The organism is Providencia sp. PROV197 (assembly GCF_028479625.1).
Taxonomy (GTDB): domain Bacteria; phylum Pseudomonadota; class Gammaproteobacteria; order Enterobacterales; family Enterobacteriaceae; genus Providencia; species Providencia vermicola.
The window spans coordinates 1-18,873 of the sequence record NZ_JAMPNZ010000020.1 but is presented as its reverse complement, the minus strand read 5'-3'; the positions used below and the strand labels follow the sequence as shown (position 1 = coordinate 18,873).

Sequence of the window (18,873 nt, the reverse complement as noted above, 5' to 3'; positions counted from 1 at the left end):
TCTCCTTATCGTGGCTTCAGCATGGCGATAACAAAGTCTTGCGCGCTGGCAACTTTTCCTTGCTGAATAGCGCCAGCAGGGTCGACATGCTTAGGACAGACTTCAGAACAGTAGCCTACAAACGTACAGCTCCAGACACCATTGTCACCATTTAATAAGGTCATGCGCTCTTTCGCACCATGGTCTCGGTTATCTAAATTGTAGCGCTCTGCCAATGTGATTGCTGCTGGGCCGATGAACTCTGGGTTCAGTCCAAACTGTGGGCAAGCTGCATAGCACAGACCACAGTTGATACAGCCTGAGAACTGATGGTATTTGGCCATCTGTGCAGGCGTTTGTTTGTTTGGACCCTCAGAAGGTTTACGATCATTACCGATGATGTACGGTTTGATGGCTTCTAAACGCTCAATAAAGTGGGTCATATCGACAACAAGGTCGCGCTCGATTGGGAAGTTACCTAATGGCTCAACTTTCATACCTTGCGGGTATTCACGCAGGAATGTTTTACACGCCAGTTTAGGCACTTTATCGACCATCATACCGCAAGAACCACAAATCGCCATACGACAAGACCAACGGTAAGACAGGTCTGGAGCGAGGTTATCTTTGATATAGCCTAATGCATCTAACAAAGAAGTTTGCTCGTCGTAAGGGACATCATACGTCACCAAATGGGGCTCACTATCCGTTTCCGGATTGTAACGCATGATCTCCATTTTTAGGTGTTTCATATCATCCATTAGCTTGCTCCTTCTTTGCCTTATCTTGAGCTTCAGCTTCGGCACCGTAAACACGTTTAGCTGGCTGAGATTTCGTGATTTTCACATCACTGTATTCTAAACGAGGGGAGCCCTCTGGGTTATAGAATGCCAAAGTATGTTTAAGGAAATTCACATCATCACGCTCAGTGCAGCCTTCGTCCAGACGTTGGTGAGCACCACGTGATTCTTTTCGGTTAATTGCAGAGTGAGCCATACATTCCGCCACATCAAGGCCAAAGCCTAATTCAATGGTATACAGTAGGTCAGTGTTAAAGACGCTGCTATGGTCAGTAATTTCGACGTGTTTAAAGCGTTCTTTCAGTTCGGCAATCTTATCAACGGTTTTTTGCATTAACTCAGGTGTACGGTAGATACCGCAACCTTCTTCCATTGAAATACCCATTTCATCGCGAATTTTAGACCAGCTCTCTTTCCCTTTCTGGTTCATGAGTTTTTGCAGGTCATTTTCGATATCGCGGGTACGTGCTTCAATGGCGCTGGCATTTGCAGGGGTTGCTTCGGCGGCATGGCGTGCAGCTTCTTCACCCGCTAAACGACCAAATACCACCAGTTCTGCCAGTGAGTTAGAACCTAAACGGTTTGCACCGTGCAAGCCAACAGAAGAACACTCACCCACTGCAAATAGGCCTTTAATGCGTGTTTCAGTGCGTTGATCTGTTTCGATACCACCCATGGTGTAGTGAGCGGTTGGACGGACAGGAATAGGGTCTGTTACTGGGTCAACGCCCACGTAAGCTTTCGCTAATTCACAAATGAACGGTAAACGCTCATGGAGTTTTTCTGCCCCCAGATGGCGAAGATCCAGATACACAACATCACCACGGTGTGTGCTAATGGTGCGTCCTGCACGCCATTCGTGCCAGAAAGCTTGAGAAACTTTGTCACGAGGACCGAGTTCCATATACTTGTTTTCTGGTTTACCAAGTGGTGTCTCAGGGCCCATTCCGTAGTCTTGCAGGTAACGGTAGCCATCTTTGTTAACCAGAATACCACCTTCACCACGACAACCTTCGGTCATTAAGATACCTGAACCTGGTAATCCAGTTGGGTGATATTGAACAAATTCCATATCGCGCAGTGGTACGCCATGGCGGAATGCCATACCCATACCATCACCAGTTACAATACCACCATTGGTGTTATAACGATAAACACGGCCTGCACCACCCGTCGCCATCACGATCGCATTTGCACGAATTTGAACTTTCGTACCTTCCATCATGTTAAGTGCAACGAGTCCACGAGCTTGACCTTCATCAACAATGATATCGAGAACAAAATGCTCATCAAAACGTTGAATTTGAGGGTATTTTAATGATGTCTGGAAGAGTGTATGGAGCATGTGGAAGCCGGTTTTATCGGCAGCGAACCATGTGCGCTCAATTTTCATCCCACCGAAGCGGCGAACGTTAACTGAACCATCTGGTTTACGGCTCCACGGGCAACCCCATAATTCGAGTTGGGTCATCTCTGTTGGGCAATGTTCGACGAAATAATCGACGACATCTTGCTCACACAGCCAATCCCCACCTGCGACAGTATCATTAAAATGATAGTCATAGGAGTCATGAGCCTGAGTAACTGCGGCTGATCCTCCCTCTGCTGCCACGGTGTGGCTACGCATTGGGTATACTTTTGAGACCAGAGCAATCTTGATATTGGGATTTGCTTCAGCGGCAGCAATCGCTGCACGTAAGCCTGCGCCCCCGGCCCCGATAATCGCTAAATCGGCATTGAAGGTTTGCACTGCGCTTCTCCATTGTTCAAGTGTAAATTGATAAATTCTTTTAAATACTTTTGATAATTAGCTAGGTCATTTTCAATTCAACCTAATGTCAAATTGTCAAATCTCTCTTTTTTAATAGTAAATAATATAATAGCTAATAATGACTTATCGTGCTGTGAATTATAACGAATAGTCCAAGAGATAAATTTGATATAGAGGGGGGTTTTGGGTGAATTTACCCACGAAATGTGAGGTGGGTCATCTTTTTATAAAATGTTTTTACAATGAGAGTATTTTTAGCGTGTTAAGAATGAATAAAAAGAAATTTCAAATGATTATCATTATTTTTACATAAAAAGGCAGGATTAAAAACCAAGTAAACTAGTCGGATTTTATTCAAAGTAAGAGGATAATACTGTTATTTGCTGTGAAGATTTTAATTCATCTCGAATATTAAATTGGGACTTGCTTCACTCTTTATTTAAATACACTTTTTTATTTTTTAATTTCTCTATTTTAACGTATTGAGAAAGCGAATTGTTTCATTTTTTTGTTAACAGCTTTGTCACATAATATAAGTAATAATCATGTTTTCCCTCGCATAAACCCAGACGTTTAACATGACCTTACGACGTTATTTTTAGGTAAAAGCCCCGTTATCTGTAAAGGTTTGCTTAATCGAGTAAAGCCGAGGATAATCATGCCATCTTTACTCACCCTTAGTATGAAGAAGCCTGATTATTTCTTGATGGTGTTTTGCACTAGATAAATGTGCTTTTAAGCATACGAATGCATTGTGCGTCGTCCGAGAGGTGAGTACACTGCACGACTAAGTTTATTTTGGAGTCATCTTAATGAGTGATATAGCGAATTGGCAGCCAACCGCCCCCATCGCTAACCTGTTACAGCGTGCAAAAATTATTGCTGAAATCAGACGTTTTTTTACTGATCGCTGTGTACTAGAGGTCGAAACCCCCGCAATGAGTCAGGCTACTGTGACTGACTTTCACCTAGTGCCATTTGAAACACGTTTTGTGGGCCCAGGCGCTGCGCAAGGCATCAATCTTTACTTGATGACCAGTCCTGAATACCATATGAAACGCTTACTTGCTGCTGGCAGTGGGCCGATATATCAGCTTGGCAAAAGCTTTCGTAATGAAGAAGCGGGTAGGCACCACAATCCAGAATTTACGATGCTGGAGTGGTATCGCCCACACTTTGATATGTATCGCTTAATTAATGAGGTGGATGACTTATTGCAACAAGTGCTGGAATGTGAAAGTGCAGAGCTTCTTTCCTACCAACAGGCTTTTTTACGCCATTTAGATATCGACCCGTTATCCGCAGAAAAAAGTGAACTGCGCGAAGTGGCAGCACGCCTTGATTTAAGCAATATAGCTGCTCATGAAGAAGATAAAGATACGCTTTTACAGCTGCTGTTTACGATGGGAGTTGAGCCACATATAGGTAAAGAAAAGCCCGCTGTTGTGTATCACTTCCCTGCCACTCAAGCTTCTTTAGCGGTGATTAGCACTGAAGACCATCGCGTCGCAGAACGTTTTGAAGTGTATTATAAAGGTATGGAATTGGCTAATGGCTTCCATGAATTGACGGATGCGAGCGAACAGCGCCAACGTTTTGAACAAGATAACCGTAAGCGTGCAGCGATGGGGCTATCTGTTCAACCGATTGATGAACATTTATTAGCGGCATTAGAACATGGATTGCCTGATTGCTCGGGTGTTGCTGTCGGGGTTGATCGCTTGATTATGATTGCGTTAAATGCTGAAAGGATCAGTGATGTGATTGCTTTTCCTGTCACGATTGCATAACGCTTATCAAGCTTATAGCTCGTTATATAATGCAGCCAAATGGCTGCATTATTGTTTTTGGCACGGAAGCGATTATTTCTGCTTCTGTTGCTCTAAGAACTTAACCCCTAGATCAGGGAAGTCGGTAAAGGCACCATCAACATCGGCCTGGTTGTATATGATGTCATAAAGCTGTTGCCCATCTTTGGCATATTTAGGTAGTTTATCGACACGAATAGTGAATGGGTGAACCGCCATGTTGTTTTCGTGGGCTTCTTTTACCATACCATTCACTTTGATATTATTTGGAGTGGAATCTTCATTAATTAACATATGATAATCAGGGCCAATACCATCTGCATAAGTTGCAATTTCTTTCATCGCACCTGGTTTCATCATCCAATCGTAATTATAGTTTACCCATGTTCCATCTGGTTTCTTCTCTTGTGTTTCTTCCCAATCGGTATAGGCAATCAATTGAACTAATTTAAGGTTCATCCCCATTTCAGGCATTAATGTGTTTTTGATGCGTTTTAGATCATTGGGATCAAAAGATTGCAGATAAACATTCGAGTCTTTATCTGTGTAACCATACGCTTTTAACACCTCTAGGGTTTTCTTGGTAATATCTTTGCCTTCTTGCTGGTGGAACCAAGGCGCTTTAATTTCTGGATAAATACCAATATTTTTGCCCGTTGATTTGTTCAAGCCTTGAACAAACTCAATTTCTTCTTGGAAGGTGTGAACACGGAAATCAGATTTACCCATAGGGAAACGGTTCGGATAGCTTTGGACTTTCTTACCATCAACAATATCGAACCCTTCTGTGAACTTTAGGGATTTAATTTCTGGCAGCGTAAAGTCAATCGCATAATAACGGCCATCTTTTCGTGCGCGATCGGGGAATCGCTCAGCCACATCTGTTACGCGGTCAAGATAATGGTCATGTAGCACAACCAGCTCATTATCTTTCGTCATCACTAAATCTTGTTCTAGAAAATCTGCACCTTGTGCATAAGCCATCGCTTTAGCGGGTAAGGTGTGTTCAGGTAAGTAACCACTTGCACCACGATGGGCAATGACCACCTTGTTTGTCGCTTGCGCGGCTGCGGACACTGACATCACTAAAACCATACTTGCCACCAACGTTTTTAATGGAAAGTTCATGATTATATCTCCTTGGCACTTTTTGGATAAAAAAAAGGCTATATCATTATGATATAGCCCTCAGGTTTAGCGTTTATTCATAAACGAAATGTTTATTGAGAGTTCGCTAATTCGCGTTTGTGTTTGCTTTCGCTAATCATAACGATAAACAGCAGAACAACAGCAAGGGCTGAACCACCAATCATCACAGCGAAACCACCGTCCCAACCGAAGTAGTCAACGGTATAACCAACGATAGCACTTGCAGCTACTGAACCACCGAGGTAGCCGAATAGACCCGTAAAGCCAGCCGCAGTACCTGCTGCTTTTTTCGGTGCAAGTTCAAGGGCGTGCAAGCCAATTAGCATGACAGGGCCATAGATTAAGAAACCGATGATTAACATACAGGCCATATCGATATTTGGGTTACCTGCTGGGTTCATCCAGAACACGATAGTCGCGATGGTGACAAGAACCATGAAGAATACACCTGTTGCGCCACGGTTACCGCGGAACACTTTATCCGACATCCAACCACATAATAGTGTGCCTGGGATACCAGCGTATTCATATAAGAAGTAAGCCCATGAAGATTTATCCATTGCGAAGTGTTTCACTTCACGCAGATAAGTTGGTGACCAGTCAAGAACACCATAACGTAATAAGTATACGAATACGTTAGCAATCGCAATCATCCATAACAGTTTGTTCGGGAAAACATACTTCATGAAGATTTCTTTTGCAGTCAACTCTTGTTCATCAGATGCTTTATAGTCTGTTGGATAGTCGTTTTTGTACTCTTCAATTGGAGGAAGACCACAAGATTGCGGGGTATCGCGCATTAACGCAAATGCAATGATTGCAACGAGGATAGCAGCCAATGCAGGCATATACAGTGCGGCTTTCCAGTCGTTAAACCATGCCATACCTAACATGAATAGTAATGGCGGGATACCACCACCGACGTTGTGTGCACAGTTCCAAACCGAAACGATACCACCACGTTCTTTTTGTGACCACCAGTGAACCATGGTACGTCCACAAGGAGGCCAACCCATACCTTGGAACCAACCACAAAGGAACAGTAATACGAACATTACCATTATGCTCGATGTCGCCCATGGCACGAAGCCCATGATCAACATCACTGCGGAGGCTAGTATCAAACCAGCAGGTAGGAAGTAACGAGGGTTCGCGCGGTCAGAGAATGACCCCATGATAAATTTAGAAAAACCGTAAGCAATTGAAATTCCTGATAAGGCGAAACCTAAGTCACCTTTAGAAAACCCTTGCTCAACAAGGTATGGCATTGCTAAGGCAAAGTTCTTTCGGACGAGATAATACGCTGCGTAACCAAAGAAAATACCCATGAAGATCTGCCAACGAAGCTTACGATAGACGGGGTCTATCTTATCAGCTGGCAGCCTCTCTATATGAGGTGCTGGTTTAAAAATGCTTAACATATACGCCTCCGATGGCATGCTAATATTTATTTACACTTGATCGCTCTCGGTGCTGAGAAAGATTGAGTGTTTATTATTGGTGAAGTAACAAAAACGAAAACAATCGAGTAATTTAAGAGCTTTTATTTTCTTAATTGCTCTAAATTGTAGTCATTAAAAAACAATTTATCTGTAATCCAACGCACAATTATTGATTTTGTTTATGAAGTTGCATAGTAAATGACATTTGTGAATGGAATGGAACTAGAAATGTTAATTATTTTGTGATTTTCATCACGATTCTGTTCTTTTTAACCCTAAAAATGTACAGATCGCTTTCGTTTTTGTTCCTTATCAAACATTGAGCACGTTTCTGGTCTATATTTAATAATAGATTATAAAAATAGAATCTATACTTATCGATTATAGAAATTATTTATTAATGTGAGGAATGTGACATGAATGGCTCATCTGTGACTGAAACGGATGTCATCATTATCGGTGGTGGCGCAACAGGTGCAGGAGTCGCTCGTGACTGCGCTCGCCGAGGTTTAAGAACCGTTTTACTCGAAAGGCATGACATTGCGACTGGTGCAACAGGGCGTAACCATGGATTACTTCATAGTGGTGCACGTTATGCAGTTACCGACGGTGAATCTGCCAGAGAATGTATTGAAGAGAACAAAATCTTAAAGCGAATTGCTCATCATTGTATTGAGCGAACGGATGGTTTGTTTATTACATTGCCTGAAGATAGCCTCGATTATCAGCAGAAATTTATCACGGCTTGCCAAAGTGCAGGTATTGACGCTAATGCCATTGACCCTGCAGAAGCTATCCGTCTTGAGCCATCAGTTAACCCCGCATTAATTGGTGCGGTTCGCGTGCCCGATGGCACCGTAGACCCATTCCGCTTAACGGCTGCAAATATGTTAGATGCCAGAGAACATGGTGCAAAAGTACTGACTTACCATGAGGTTATTGGCCTTATTCGCGATGGTGATACTGTTCGCGGTGTGACAGTTTACGACCATCAGGCAAAAAAACAGTATGACATTTACGCAGAAATTGTCGTTAACGCAGGCGGGATCTGGGGACAAAAAATTGCCGAATACGGTGAGCTAAAAATTAAAATGTTCCCTGCAAAAGGGGCATTGCTCATTTTAGGTCATCGGCTAAATAACATGGTGATCAACCGCTGCCGTAAGCCTGCGGATGCGGACATTTTAGTGCCTGGCGATACAATTTCGCTGATTGGAACGACTTCCACACATATTGAATATGACCAAATCGACAATATGTATGTCACCCCAGAAGAGGTTGATATTCTTATTCGTGAAGGTTCGATGTTATCACCCGCATTGGCGACAACGCGCATTTTACGCGCCTATGCAGGCGTTCGTCCCTTAGTAGCTAGCGATGATGACCCTTCAGGGCGAAATGTGAGCCGTGGAATAGTGCTTTTAGACCATGCGAAACGCGATGGGATGGAAGGCTTTATCACCATTACAGGCGGTAAATTAATGACTTATCGACTGATGGCAGAATGGGCAACGGATAAAGTCTGTGAAAAACTCGGTCATTCAGCAAAATGTACAACGGCTGAAGCTGCACTGCCAGGTTCTCAACACAGCGCGGAAGAAGCCTTGCGCAACGTGGTTTCTATACCTGCACCAATTCGTGGTTCTGCAGTTTACCGCCACGGTGACCGTGCTTCCGCTATTTTAAGTACCGATCGTTTAGATAAAAGTTTAGTGTGCGAATGTGAAGCTGTAACGGCAGGAGAAGTACGTTATGCCGTCAATTCGCTCACTGTAAACAATTTATTGGATTTACGTCGCCGTACCCGCGTTGGGATGGGAACTTGCCAAGGAGAGCTGTGTGCTTGTCGAGCGGCAGGTTTACTCAATCGGTTTAATGTCACGACACCGCATGAAACTGAGCAGCAACTTGGTCATTTTCTCAATGAGCGTTGGAAGGGCGTTCGCCCCATCGCTTGGGGGGATGCATTGCGCGAAAGCGAGTTTACCAGTTGGGTTTATCATGGGTTATGTGGGATGAATGAAGCCACATTAGGCAAAGCATCTCAGAAGGAGGCGGATAATGAAATATGATGTGGTTGTGATGGGAGGTGGCCTCGCGGGGCTGCTTTGCGGTATTCGCCTAACCCAGTCTGGTCTATCTTGTGCGATAGTGAGTGCTGGGCAAAATGCGCTGCATTTTTCATCGGGTTCATTGGATTTATTAACGCATTTACCTGATGGCCAAATTGCAGAAAAACCACTGACAATGCTTAGTGAGTTAAAATCGCAAGCACCTTTTCACCCCTATAGTTTGATGGGGGAAAATCAAGTGACTGAGCTGGCTAGAATGGCAGAATCCATCTTGCAGCAAACGGGGATTCGCTTAAAAGGTTCTTGCGAAGAAAATCATTATCGCATCACGCCGTTAGGCCATAAACGCATGACGTGGCTGAGCCCTGAGTCAGTCCCTACCATTGGCTTACATCAAAAAATGGATGTCAGCAAAATTGCCGTTGTCGGTATTGAAGGGTTCTTGGATTTTCAGCCACAAATGGTAGCCGATGAGTTACAACGAGAAGGAATACAGGCAAGTGCTCATTATGTGCATTTGCCTCTACTTGACCGACTGCGCGAAAACCCAAGTGAGTTTAGAGCGATTAATGTCGCTCGTTGGCTCGACAGACCCGAAAACATGGACCAAATCGTTGGGGAGATTTCGCCATTAATTGCTGATGCCGAAGCTGTTTTTATGCCTGCTTGTATAGGGCTGGACAGCGAACAGCCAATGTTGGAATTACAGAAACGATTAGGTAAGCAACTGTATTTATTACCCACTTTACCACCTTCATTATTAGGTATTCGCCTGCATGAGATGCTATTACGTCAATTTCGTCGCCAAGGTGGGATTGTCATGCCAGGGGACAAAGTGACATCGGTAAATCATTCAGAAGGCCGTATTGAATCTGTGCAGACTCGTAATCACGGGGATATTTCGCTCAAGGCTAAACATTTTGTGTTGGCAACGGGGAGCTTCTTTAATAATGGTTTAGTCGCTGAGTTTGACCGTGTGTATGAACCGCTGATGAATTTAGATTTGTGTGAAATTTCAGAACGTGCGAAATGGACCAATCAAGAGTTTTTTGCTTCCCAACCTTATATGGCCTTTGGTGTGAAAACAGATGAAAATCTGCGGGCTCAAAAAGCGGGAAAAGCGATTGAAAACCTGTATGTTGCAGGAGCGGTACTTGGTGGCTTTGACCCATTAACCCAAGGCTGCGGTGCGGGGGTTTCAATGATTAGCGCATTATTTGCCGCGAATGAAATCATTAATGAAGTGAGTAAAAACAAAGCGATGCAGGTGGAGGTGGCACAATGAGTATTCAAGATGCAAGCTTTGAAAGCTGTATTAAATGCACGGTGTGCACGACATATTGCCCCGTCGCGAAAGTGAATCCATTGTATCCGGGCCCAAAACAAGCGGGGCCAGACGGTGAGCGTTTACGCTTAAAAGACCCGATGCTCTATGATGAAGCTCTTAAATATTGTACTAACTGTAAACGTTGTGAAGTTGCTTGCCCATCGGATGTAAAAATTGGCGATATTATTGCCCGTGCAAGAAATACCTATAGCCAGCAAAAACCGAAAATCCGCGATGCAATCCTCAGCCATACGGATTTAATGGGCTCACTTTCTACGCCATTTGCTCCCGTGGTAAATACTATTACAGGGTTAAAACCTGTTCGCCAAATTTTGGATAAGGCGTTAAAAATAGACCATCGCCGTGAATTGCCTAAATATTCATTTGGGACATTCCGTCGTTGGTATTCTAAGCAAGCGGCAGAACAAGCTAAATTTGAAGAGCAGGTTGCGTTTTTCCATGGTTGCTATGTCAATTATAATCACCCGCAGTTAGGGAAAGACTTAATTAAAGTCTTTAATGGGATGAATATTGGTGTGCAACTGCTTAAACGTGAAAAATGCTGTGGTGTTGCATTGATTGCTAACGGTTTTATGAAACAAGCGAAACGCCAAGCTAACGTTAACTTAGAATCACTCCAAGAAACGATCTTAGAAAAACATATACCTGTGGTCGCAACATCGTCGACGTGTACATTTACAATCCGTGATGAATATACCCATGTATTGGATGTAGATACCTCAGAAATGCGTGACAATATCGAGCTGGCAACGCGTTATATTTACCGTCTTTTAGAGCAGGGGCGAGAGCTTAAGTTGAAACACACACCATTAAAAGTCGCCTACCATACTCCATGCCACATGGAAAAAATGGGTTGGACATCTTATACGCTAGAGTTAATAAAACGCGTGCCTGGTGTTGAGTTAATAGTACTTGATTCCCAGTGCTGTGGTATTGCAGGGACTTACGGGTTTAAGAAAGAGAATTATGAAGTTTCACAAGGCATTGGTGCAGGGCTATTCCGCCAGATAGAGGAAAGTGGGGCTGATATGGTCATCACAGACTGTGAAACCTGTAAATGGCAAATTGAGATGTCCACAAGTAAGAAATGTGAGCACCCAATTTCACTCTTAGCAAAAGCATTATAGTTAACTGAATTGTAGGGTTGTTATTCTTTGTTTTAGCTGAGTTTAACCCAGTTGGAGATAGCATTTCGCTATCTCCTTTTTTATGCTTAATGTTGACGAATTAATTGTTTTTTTTCTGAATTTGCAAAGAAGTATTTCAAGATGAAATTCAGTAAAACGCCATAAGCAGGTAAGAAAAAGAGCATACAAATAAGTAACTTAAAGACGTAATCGACTAACGCGATTTCCACCCAGTTTGCCGCCATAAATGGGTCACTACTGCGGAAAAAGGCGATAAAGAAGAAAGCGATGGTATCAATTAAATTACCAAAAAACATGGCGCAAGCAGGTGCAACATACCAGCGTGCATTTTGACGTAATTTATTGAAAACGCTGACATCTAATATTTGCCCAAGTACATATGCCATAAAACTTGCGGCAGCAATACGCGCAACGAATATATTAAACTCAGAGAGCGCAGTAAAACCTTGCCATTCACCTTGAAAAAATAGCGCAGAAATAACATAGGAAATCAGCAGTGCAGGCAACATGACTGCCGTAATAATTCGCCGAGCAAGCGGTGCGCCATAGATACGGACGGTTAAGTCAGTGGCCAAAAAGATAAAGGGAAAGGTAAACGCGCCCCATGTTGTATGGAAGCCGAAAATATTAATCGGCAACTGCACAAGGTAGTTACTGGATGTAATAATTAAAATATGAAATAAAGATAGCCAAATTAACGCAGTGGCTTTTTGCTGCGGAGTAAAATCAAACATATTGTACCTTTTTAGTCGCAATGGGGTGAGGGAACCCATGATATTCATCCCTAAATCGGGAGTAGCGCATCATACGCCTGTTGCGCAACAAAAGCAAAACTGTTCATTCATCAACGCGCATTTTATTATATAATCAATCCATTGATTCTTTTAAGAAGTCGTTTATATGTCTGATTTATTTAATAATGCAACCAAAACCCTTGATACACTAGGCTTACGCTGCCCAGAGCCCGTGATGTTAGTGCGTAAAACGGTTCGGAATATGGCCGAAGGCGAGACATTACTGGTTATTGCCGATGACCCTGCAACGACCCGTGATATTCCCGGTTTTTGCCGTTTTATGGAGCATGACTTGCTGGCGGTTGAAGCTGAAAGCGCCCCTTACCGTTATTTGTTACGTAAAAAAGCCAGCGGATTATAGGTTATAGTGCTGGTTGAGCGCTTGAGCCAACAAGGGAACAACCCGTTGAAATTCATCGCGTAAGTCCTTGTGTTTCATCGCAAGCTCCATGACGGCAACTTTGCGATGATTGACGAGTTCATCATCATCAATAACCGTGATATCAACAATGGGAAATGTTTTGCTATATAAATCTGATGCGACATCTGGCCAATGAAAGTAATGTGTCCAAGGTTGAGCATATGGATAAGGGCTCACTTTTCCGTGGTAAAATAATACAGGTACAACTAACGGTAAGTCTTTATTGCCTTGTTGTAGATGTTGATTCATGGCTAAAAAGCGTAATGCATCAACTGCCATCCCCTTAGCTTATCTGGCGATGATTGGTGCTCAACTAACATATAAATATACCCATCACCTTGCTGTGTTTCGACGGTATACAAGACATCTGAGAAACGCGAATACAGCTGTTTATCAATAAAAAATGTGTTGGTTATCGCTAATGTGTCGAAATGGCATAATTGCTTAATATGGGGGGAAAGGTGGATATCAAAAAAGTCACGCGCATTATCAACTTTAGACATAAACCCTTTAAAGGCGGCGTCATTGGGTGTTGAATCACGCTGTTTTACCATATTGATTCCCCACTTAACAGATAGCTTGCTTACGTGGGTAATTTTACGCAGCTTTCGGATTCACGGATAAAAAAATTGTCCTAAAATTACGGATGAGATGGTAATTAACTAATTGTAATAATTGATTATATTAAGTTGTGATTCGAAAAAAAAAGCGCCACATTGGGCGCTTTGCTTAGTTGATGAAACACTACTTTTTCACTTGAGGTAATTTTACTCGAAGTAACCGTACAGCATTCGCGGTTACAAGTGCGGTTGCACCTGAGTCCGCAAGCACTGCTACCCAAAGTCCAGTGATCCCGAGTAAACTTGTGACTAAAAATACGCCTTTTAGCCCAAGCGCTATCGTGATGTTTTCACGGATAATTTTCCGCGTTGCACGGGATAGCGCAATAATTTCTGGTAAGCCCGTTAAACGGTTATGAGTTAAAGCGGCATCCGCGGTTTCTAACGCAACGTCAGTACCACTACCCATTGCCACACCAATGCTCGACGCTTTCATTGCAGGGGCATCGTTAATGCCATCACCGACCATCATGGTGCTATGGTTACGGTTCAGCTCCATAACTGCGGTGACTTTATCTTCTGGTAGTAAACCCGCACGGAACTCCATACCTAATTGGCCTGCAATTGCTCCCGCAGCACGCGGGTTATCCCCCGTTAACATGACGGCATTGACATTGAGCGCTTTGAGCATGCTCATCGCATCAGTGGCATCTGTGCGTAATGTGTCTTGTAGCGCAGTTAAACCAATAACTCGGTTATCTTCCAATGTGACAACGACCGTTTTACCTTCAGCTTCCAATGCTTCAACTTTGCTTTGCCATTCATTTTCTAATGGCGTCTCTAAGCGATTCGGTGCACTAACTAGTATGTGCTTATTATTCAGGAACCCTTCGACACCTTTTCCTGCAAGCGCTTTACGGTCTTGTGCTTCAGTTACAGCTAAAGAGAGCTCTTCTGCTTTATTTACCACTGCTTTTGCCAATGGGTGGTGTGAGCCAACTTCAACAGATGCTGTGATTTGGACTAATTCACTTTCGGTCATTCCATCAACAGGAACCAAGTTAGTGACGTGGGGTTTACCTTCCGTCAGCGTACCTGTTTTATCTAATGCGATAGTGGTGATGGTACCGAGTTGTTCAAGTGCTGCGCCACCCTTAATCAATGCACCGCGACGTGTTGCTGTTGCAAGGGCTGAGGTTATTGCCGCAGGCGTTGATATCACAAGCGCACATGGACAACCAATTAAGAGTAATGTTAAACCGCGGTAGATCCATGTTTCCCAAGGTGCAGAAAAGAAAATTGGTGGGATAATAATCACTAACGCTGAAATTAACATGATAATCGGCGTATAAATACGGCTGAAGCGGTCGATAAAGCGCTCAATAGGTGCACGGCGTTCTTCTGCTTCTTCAATCAGCTGCAAAATACGGTCAATCGCGTTCTGGCCTTGCTCTGAAACCACTTTCATTTGCACTGCACGGTCAACGGATAAGCAACCTGCTGCGACTTTTTCACCTGCGTTGCGTTCAACAGGAACGGATTCCCCTGTTAGTGCACTTTCATCAAAGCTCGCAAAACCTGAAACTAACACGGCATCCGTTGGTAAACGCCCGCCTGGTGCGACTTCAATAATGTCCCCAGGGCGCAGTTGTGCAACAGGAACTGTGGTTTTTTGCCCATCTTTAATGAGAATTGCATCTTCTGGAACCAGAGCCATTAATGCGCTGACCCCGCGACGAGCTCGACCTGCCGAATAGGACTCGAGCATTTCTCCTAGCATAAACAGTAAGATAACCATAGCGGCTTCTTCTGTAGCTTGAATAAAAATTGCCCCTACAGCGGCAACGGTCATCAATGTTTCGATAGCAAAAGGGGTGCCCGTTCGAATTAAACGTAATGACTTACTCGCGATAGGGTATAACCCATATAAGGTGGTTAAAATAAAGGCGATGTTCCCGATTTTCGGGCTAAATGCTTCAATTCCCCAGCTGATTGCCATCAATATTGCTAAGATAATGACTGGCTTAGCTTCGCTCAGTAAGCTTTGTGGTGGTGCAATAGCCGCCGCGTTATTACTACCGACTTCGAGTAATTCATAGCCAGCAGCTTCTACGGTAGAACGAACCGCTGCACTGATGTTAGTATTTGCATCAACCACTAATTTTTCAGTAGCAAACAAGACTTTGGCTTGTTTGACGTCGCCGATTTGGCCAACAGCATTTTCAATTTTATTGGCGCAGCTTGGGCAATCCATCCCACGGATAATCCAGCTAAAACGCTGCCCAGCGGCTTGCAAAGGTTCAACTTCATCAGTGGTGTTTGCTGTTACTCCACAACTACCACTATGTTGGTGCTCGTGAGCCCCATGGGAATGCTCTCCATGGTTGTGATCTGAGTGACATCCACCACTGTGTCGGTGGGATTCCTCATCGTCATCAGGGTGTTTTTTGACGTCGCTATGCTCATGAACATGTGAGTCATTACTCGCCAGTGTACTTTTTTGTGGCACAGTGGATGAACATGCACTTGTGCTTGAACAGCAAGAGCTTGTATGTGTATGATTTTCTTTATGAGAGTGTGAGTGCATAAGCGCCCCCTTATCCAACTATAATGAGTTCCATCACTGATTGTTGATAAGTCTACACTCTGGAGTCTACTCCAGAGTCAAACGAAAAGAGGGAAGCCAACTGATAAAATTCTCAAATAGCATTTTTTATCAATTGGCACTTATTGCAGGAGGCGTTATAAATAAATTGCGCGGACAATAAAGAATTGTCCAAGGAAATATAATGCAGCAACAACCGCTTTTGAGGCTTTGAATGGTAAGCGAAAATGGGCAATTAACCACACGCAGTTAGATAAGAAAAGCAGCGATGCCCCCACCATTATGGAGAAGTTATATTCACGCCCAAGGCCAAAATATTGATCGCCAGCGACCCAAGCCATAATCATACACATGATTAAAGATGCAAAAACAATGGCTTGTAGGTTTTCCAACTTGCCCCAAATAAGAACAAGTGTGATAGCAGCAATAATGAGAGGCGCGGCTAACCAAGGCAAAAATAAACCAAAGTTTAATTGCATACCAAAGCTAATCGTGTAAATCAGGTAGCTAAGGAACATGAGGGTGACAGAAGTTAGTAAGTGCTCACTTGAAAACATTCGTGAGAGATCTGCAATCAGTGAAACCAACAACCCACCAAGAATAAGGTAATTTTGTAGATTTAAATCATCGGAACTCCAGCCCCAAAAAAGTAACAATAACAGCGTGATAGGGCGGAATAACCAACGTTGCCATCCTGGACCGCGATAGGCCGCATCGACATATAACCAGCCAGAAAAAAGCACTGCAAGAAATGGCCAACTAATCATACACATATCCTTATAAGTTCAATAAATGAAACGACAAAGGGTCGCTCACTGAGATAACGTGTTCTGTTTCTACAAATAAGATAAACTATAGTTAGGAACTTTTTAAGCGAAATGCACAAATTATGAATAAACCAATATTATTGATTATCGTTATTGCAATCATTGCCGTGCTTGCGACTAAACGTTTTTTTGACCAACGCAAGCAAAATGAAATCAACGATAATTCTTTACCTGTTAGTTACTTAGTAAAAGTAGATAACAAAAAAGATTATCCTTATCCCAATATGCGTTCCCGAGAACGTGATGTGGTTTCCCCTGAAACTTTTCGCTACGAGATTTATTTTAAAACGTTATCCAGTGGCGAAGTGATTAAATCTATTGTAACAGAAGAACAATATCGCGGTGTTGAGTTAGGTCGAGAAGGTAAACTCACTCTACAAGGAACGCGTTTTATCCGTTTTGAGCCAAATTAACTTATTGCCCTGATTGTTTTTTTTTCGCTTCGTCTAAGGCAGCCTTGGTTTTTTTCTGCATCGCTAACATTTCGAATACCCCAAAGAAAAAGATGCGAGTTTGCACTAAACCTGAAATTTTTTCGCCTTTAGGTAATGTGGCTTTTAGGAAAATGGTTTGCAATGCATGCATGAAAATCATAAAGACCATTGCGATATCCATAAAATATTTCAATGGCTTAGGAAATGGGTGGATCAAGTTGAATACCATAAAACCCCAAACGCAAATCATAAGCAGGCGACCAACGTTAATTAACATACTTTTTTCCTAAAGTGAGGTTCGAATAAATAAGCGATAGGCAACTTGGCCCGCAATTTTTTCACGATGAAGCTGCCAGTTTGCTGGAAGGTCAGTAAGTGGTGACTCCGCTTCTGACTCTACGTATACCCAGCTTTCGTCTGCTAACCATTGGTTTTTTTCGAGTAATTGAATTGTTTCAGTGAGCAAGCCTTTACGAAATGGAGGGTCAATAAATACCACGTCAAAAGGGCTTCCCTGTTGGCTTAATACGGTCAGGCTACTGTTATTAATAACGGTTGCATCCTCTGCCTGTAAACGCGCTTTATTTTCAGTGAGCAATTGTGAGTTTTGTTTATCCAGCTCAATAAATGTGACGTTTTGCGCAAAACGTGAAAGCGCCTCAAAACCGAGTGAGCCACTTCCTGCAAAGCAATCAAGGCAGCGCGCATCACGAATAACTGGCATTAACCAATTAAATAATGTTTCTTTGATGCGGTCTGTAGTTGGACGTAAGCCCTCACTATCACGGACTGGTAACTTTCTACCACGCCACTTCCCACCAATAATACGAATTTGCCCTAAAGGGGCTGATTGTGGTTTTCTTGCCATAATATGTATTGCTACTTAGCTAATTGTGTACTTAAAAATGATTGTTACCATTGTATACCTGTCAGGCGATAAGTTGCAGTGTTGTTATCCCCAATTGGCTGAATTTCGATTATAGCGTGTCGTTTTCACAGTTTTAACATAAAAATTCCGATTAAATTGTCAGGATTTTTCTTTCAGATATGTGTTGCGAGGCGATGAAATGATAGACTGCATGTAATTTGATTGCGATTTGATTATCGAGCGCCATATTTTTACCGCGAGGAGTGTAGTGGCAGATGGCTAAAGACAAGAAAAAAGGCTTTTTTTCATGGCTAGGTTTTGGTCGTAAAGATGAAGAAGAGACTCAAAAACAACAAGCTCAGCAGGAAGAAGCTGCAAATGAGGTTGAAAATCAACACCCTGTAGAAGATGCCGCTGCCTCAGAAGCAGAACGTCAATACCAAGCGGAGCAAGCTGCGATTAAAGCAGCAGAGGATGAAGCTGAGCGCCAGTATGAAGCGCAACAAGCCGCAATAGAAGCCGCAACAGAACAAGCAGAACTTGAACGTAAGGCTCAGCTAGAGGCGATCCAAGCTGCGCAAGAGCAAGCAGAACGTGAGCGTTTTGCAGCAGAAGAAGCGCGTTTAGCTGAAGAAAAGGCAGAGCGTGATCGCCAAGAAGAAGCGGCTCAACGCCTTGCTGAAGAAGAGTTAGAGCGTCAGCGTGAAGCTGAATTGGCTGCGGTCAAGGCCGCAGAAGACGCAGCAGAGCAGCAACGTCAAGCCGATTTGGCCGCGATTAAAGCAGCAGAGGACAAAGCTGAACGTGAACTGCAAGAAGCTGCCCGTTTAGCCGAAGAGCAAGCAGA

General features: G+C 43.2%; 15 protein-coding genes and 2 pseudogenes. 7 read left to right on the top strand and 10 right to left on the bottom strand.

The features are described from left to right. Window positions 1-5 precede the first annotated feature (5 nt). Complete coding sequence (locus PR808_RS11175; RefSeq protein ID WP_004258616.1) at window positions 6-740, bottom strand: succinate dehydrogenase/fumarate reductase iron-sulfur subunit; 735 nt, start codon at window positions 738-740, stop codon at window positions 6-8. Continuing rightward, window positions 733-2,529, bottom strand: a complete 1,797-nt coding sequence (frdA, locus tag PR808_RS11170) for a fumarate reductase (quinol) flavoprotein subunit (RefSeq protein WP_206083483.1) — start codon at window positions 2,527-2,529, stop codon at window positions 733-735. The genes PR808_RS11175 and frdA overlap by 8 nt, the downstream gene beginning before the upstream one ends. Before the next feature lie 833 nt (window positions 2,530-3,362). On the opposite strand from frdA, the gene epmA reads away from it, so the two are divergent. Beyond that, window positions 3,363-4,340: an elongation factor P--(R)-beta-lysine ligase gene (gene epmA / locus PR808_RS11165; RefSeq protein WP_206083484.1), complete on the top strand. Its 978-nt coding sequence runs from the start codon at window positions 3,363-3,365 to the stop codon at window positions 4,338-4,340. A gap of 72 nt (window positions 4,341-4,412) precedes the next feature. Here the strand turns inward: epmA and glpQ are convergent, their stop codons facing one another. Together glpQ and glpT are read right to left on the bottom strand one after the other, a co-directional pair. Next, window positions 4,413-5,486, bottom strand: a complete 1,074-nt coding sequence (glpQ, locus tag PR808_RS11160) for a glycerophosphodiester phosphodiesterase (RefSeq protein ID WP_272539309.1) — start codon at window positions 5,484-5,486, stop codon at window positions 4,413-4,415. Between the two features lie 92 nt (window positions 5,487-5,578). Beyond that, window positions 5,579-6,928, bottom strand: a complete 1,350-nt coding sequence (gene glpT / locus PR808_RS11155) for a glycerol-3-phosphate transporter (protein ID WP_206083486.1) — start codon at window positions 6,926-6,928, stop codon at window positions 5,579-5,581. Between the two features lie 437 nt (window positions 6,929-7,365). On the opposite strand from glpT, the gene glpA reads away from it, so the two are divergent. From glpA to glpC, 3 genes are read left to right on the top strand one after another with little or no spacing between them, the layout of a single operon-like run. Continuing rightward, complete coding sequence (glpA, locus tag PR808_RS11150; RefSeq protein ID WP_272539308.1) at window positions 7,366-9,021, top strand: anaerobic glycerol-3-phosphate dehydrogenase subunit A; 1,656 nt, start codon at window positions 7,366-7,368, stop codon at window positions 9,019-9,021. Next, on the top strand, window positions 9,011-10,306 hold the full coding sequence (glpB, locus tag PR808_RS11145; protein ID WP_272539307.1) for a glycerol-3-phosphate dehydrogenase subunit GlpB: 1,296 nt from the start codon (window positions 9,011-9,013) through the stop codon (window positions 10,304-10,306). Before glpA ends, glpB begins: the two co-directional genes overlap by 11 nt. Then, entirely contained in the window at window positions 10,303-11,496 is a 1,194-nt protein-coding gene (gene glpC / locus PR808_RS11140) for an anaerobic glycerol-3-phosphate dehydrogenase subunit GlpC (protein ID WP_206083489.1), read from the top strand. Before glpB ends, glpC begins: the two co-directional genes overlap by 4 nt. Window positions 11,497-11,582: 86 nt before the next feature. On the opposite strand, the gene PR808_RS11135 is transcribed toward glpC, so the two are convergent. Continuing rightward, a complete protein-coding gene (locus PR808_RS11135) occupies window positions 11,583-12,251 on the bottom strand; it encodes a 7-cyano-7-deazaguanine/7-aminomethyl-7-deazaguanine transporter (RefSeq protein ID WP_206083490.1) in 669 nt (222 codons plus the stop codon). Between the two features lie 166 nt (window positions 12,252-12,417). On the opposite strand from PR808_RS11135, the gene tusA reads away from it, so the two are divergent. Beyond that, window positions 12,418-12,672: a sulfurtransferase TusA gene (tusA, locus tag PR808_RS11130; protein WP_206083491.1), complete on the top strand. Its 255-nt coding sequence runs from the start codon at window positions 12,418-12,420 to the stop codon at window positions 12,670-12,672. On the opposite strand, the pseudogene PR808_RS11125 reads toward tusA, so the two are convergent. From PR808_RS11125 to PR808_RS11115, 3 genes and pseudogenes are all read right to left on the bottom strand, one after another. Continuing rightward, window positions 12,673-13,286 (bottom strand): annotated as a pseudogene (locus PR808_RS11125) (Rpn family recombination-promoting nuclease/putative transposase); the annotation flags it as partial. A gap of 190 nt (window positions 13,287-13,476) precedes the next feature. After that, the gene (locus tag PR808_RS11120; protein WP_206083492.1) at window positions 13,477-15,879 is read right to left on the bottom strand and encodes a zinc/cadmium/mercury/lead-transporting ATPase; all 2,403 of its coding nucleotides are present in this window, start codon (window positions 15,877-15,879) and stop codon (window positions 13,477-13,479) included. Window positions 15,880-16,034: 155 nt separating this feature from the next. Beyond that, the gene (locus tag PR808_RS11115) at window positions 16,035-16,664 is read right to left on the bottom strand and encodes a lysoplasmalogenase (RefSeq protein ID WP_206083493.1); all 630 of its coding nucleotides are present in this window, start codon (window positions 16,662-16,664) and stop codon (window positions 16,035-16,037) included. Window positions 16,665-16,786: 122 nt separating this feature from the next. On the opposite strand from PR808_RS11115, the gene PR808_RS11110 reads away from it, so the two are divergent. After that, window positions 16,787-17,137: a DUF2500 family protein gene (locus PR808_RS11110; RefSeq protein WP_206083494.1), complete on the top strand. Its 351-nt coding sequence runs from the start codon at window positions 16,787-16,789 to the stop codon at window positions 17,135-17,137. Between the two features lies 1 nt (window position 17,138). Here PR808_RS11110 and PR808_RS11105 read toward each other — a convergent pair whose 3' ends face one another. Then, complete coding sequence (locus PR808_RS11105; protein WP_206083495.1) at window positions 17,139-17,435, bottom strand: DUF1145 family protein; 297 nt, start codon at window positions 17,433-17,435, stop codon at window positions 17,139-17,141. A gap of 9 nt (window positions 17,436-17,444) precedes the next feature. Then, a complete protein-coding gene (rsmD, locus tag PR808_RS11100; protein ID WP_206083496.1) occupies window positions 17,445-18,026 on the bottom strand; it encodes a 16S rRNA (guanine(966)-N(2))-methyltransferase in 582 nt (193 codons plus the stop codon). A 275-nt stretch (window positions 18,027-18,301) separates the two neighbouring features. Between rsmD and PR808_RS11095 the strand changes: the two are divergent. Then, window positions 18,302-18,873, top strand: a pseudogene (locus tag PR808_RS11095) (signal recognition particle-docking protein FtsY); the annotation flags it as partial.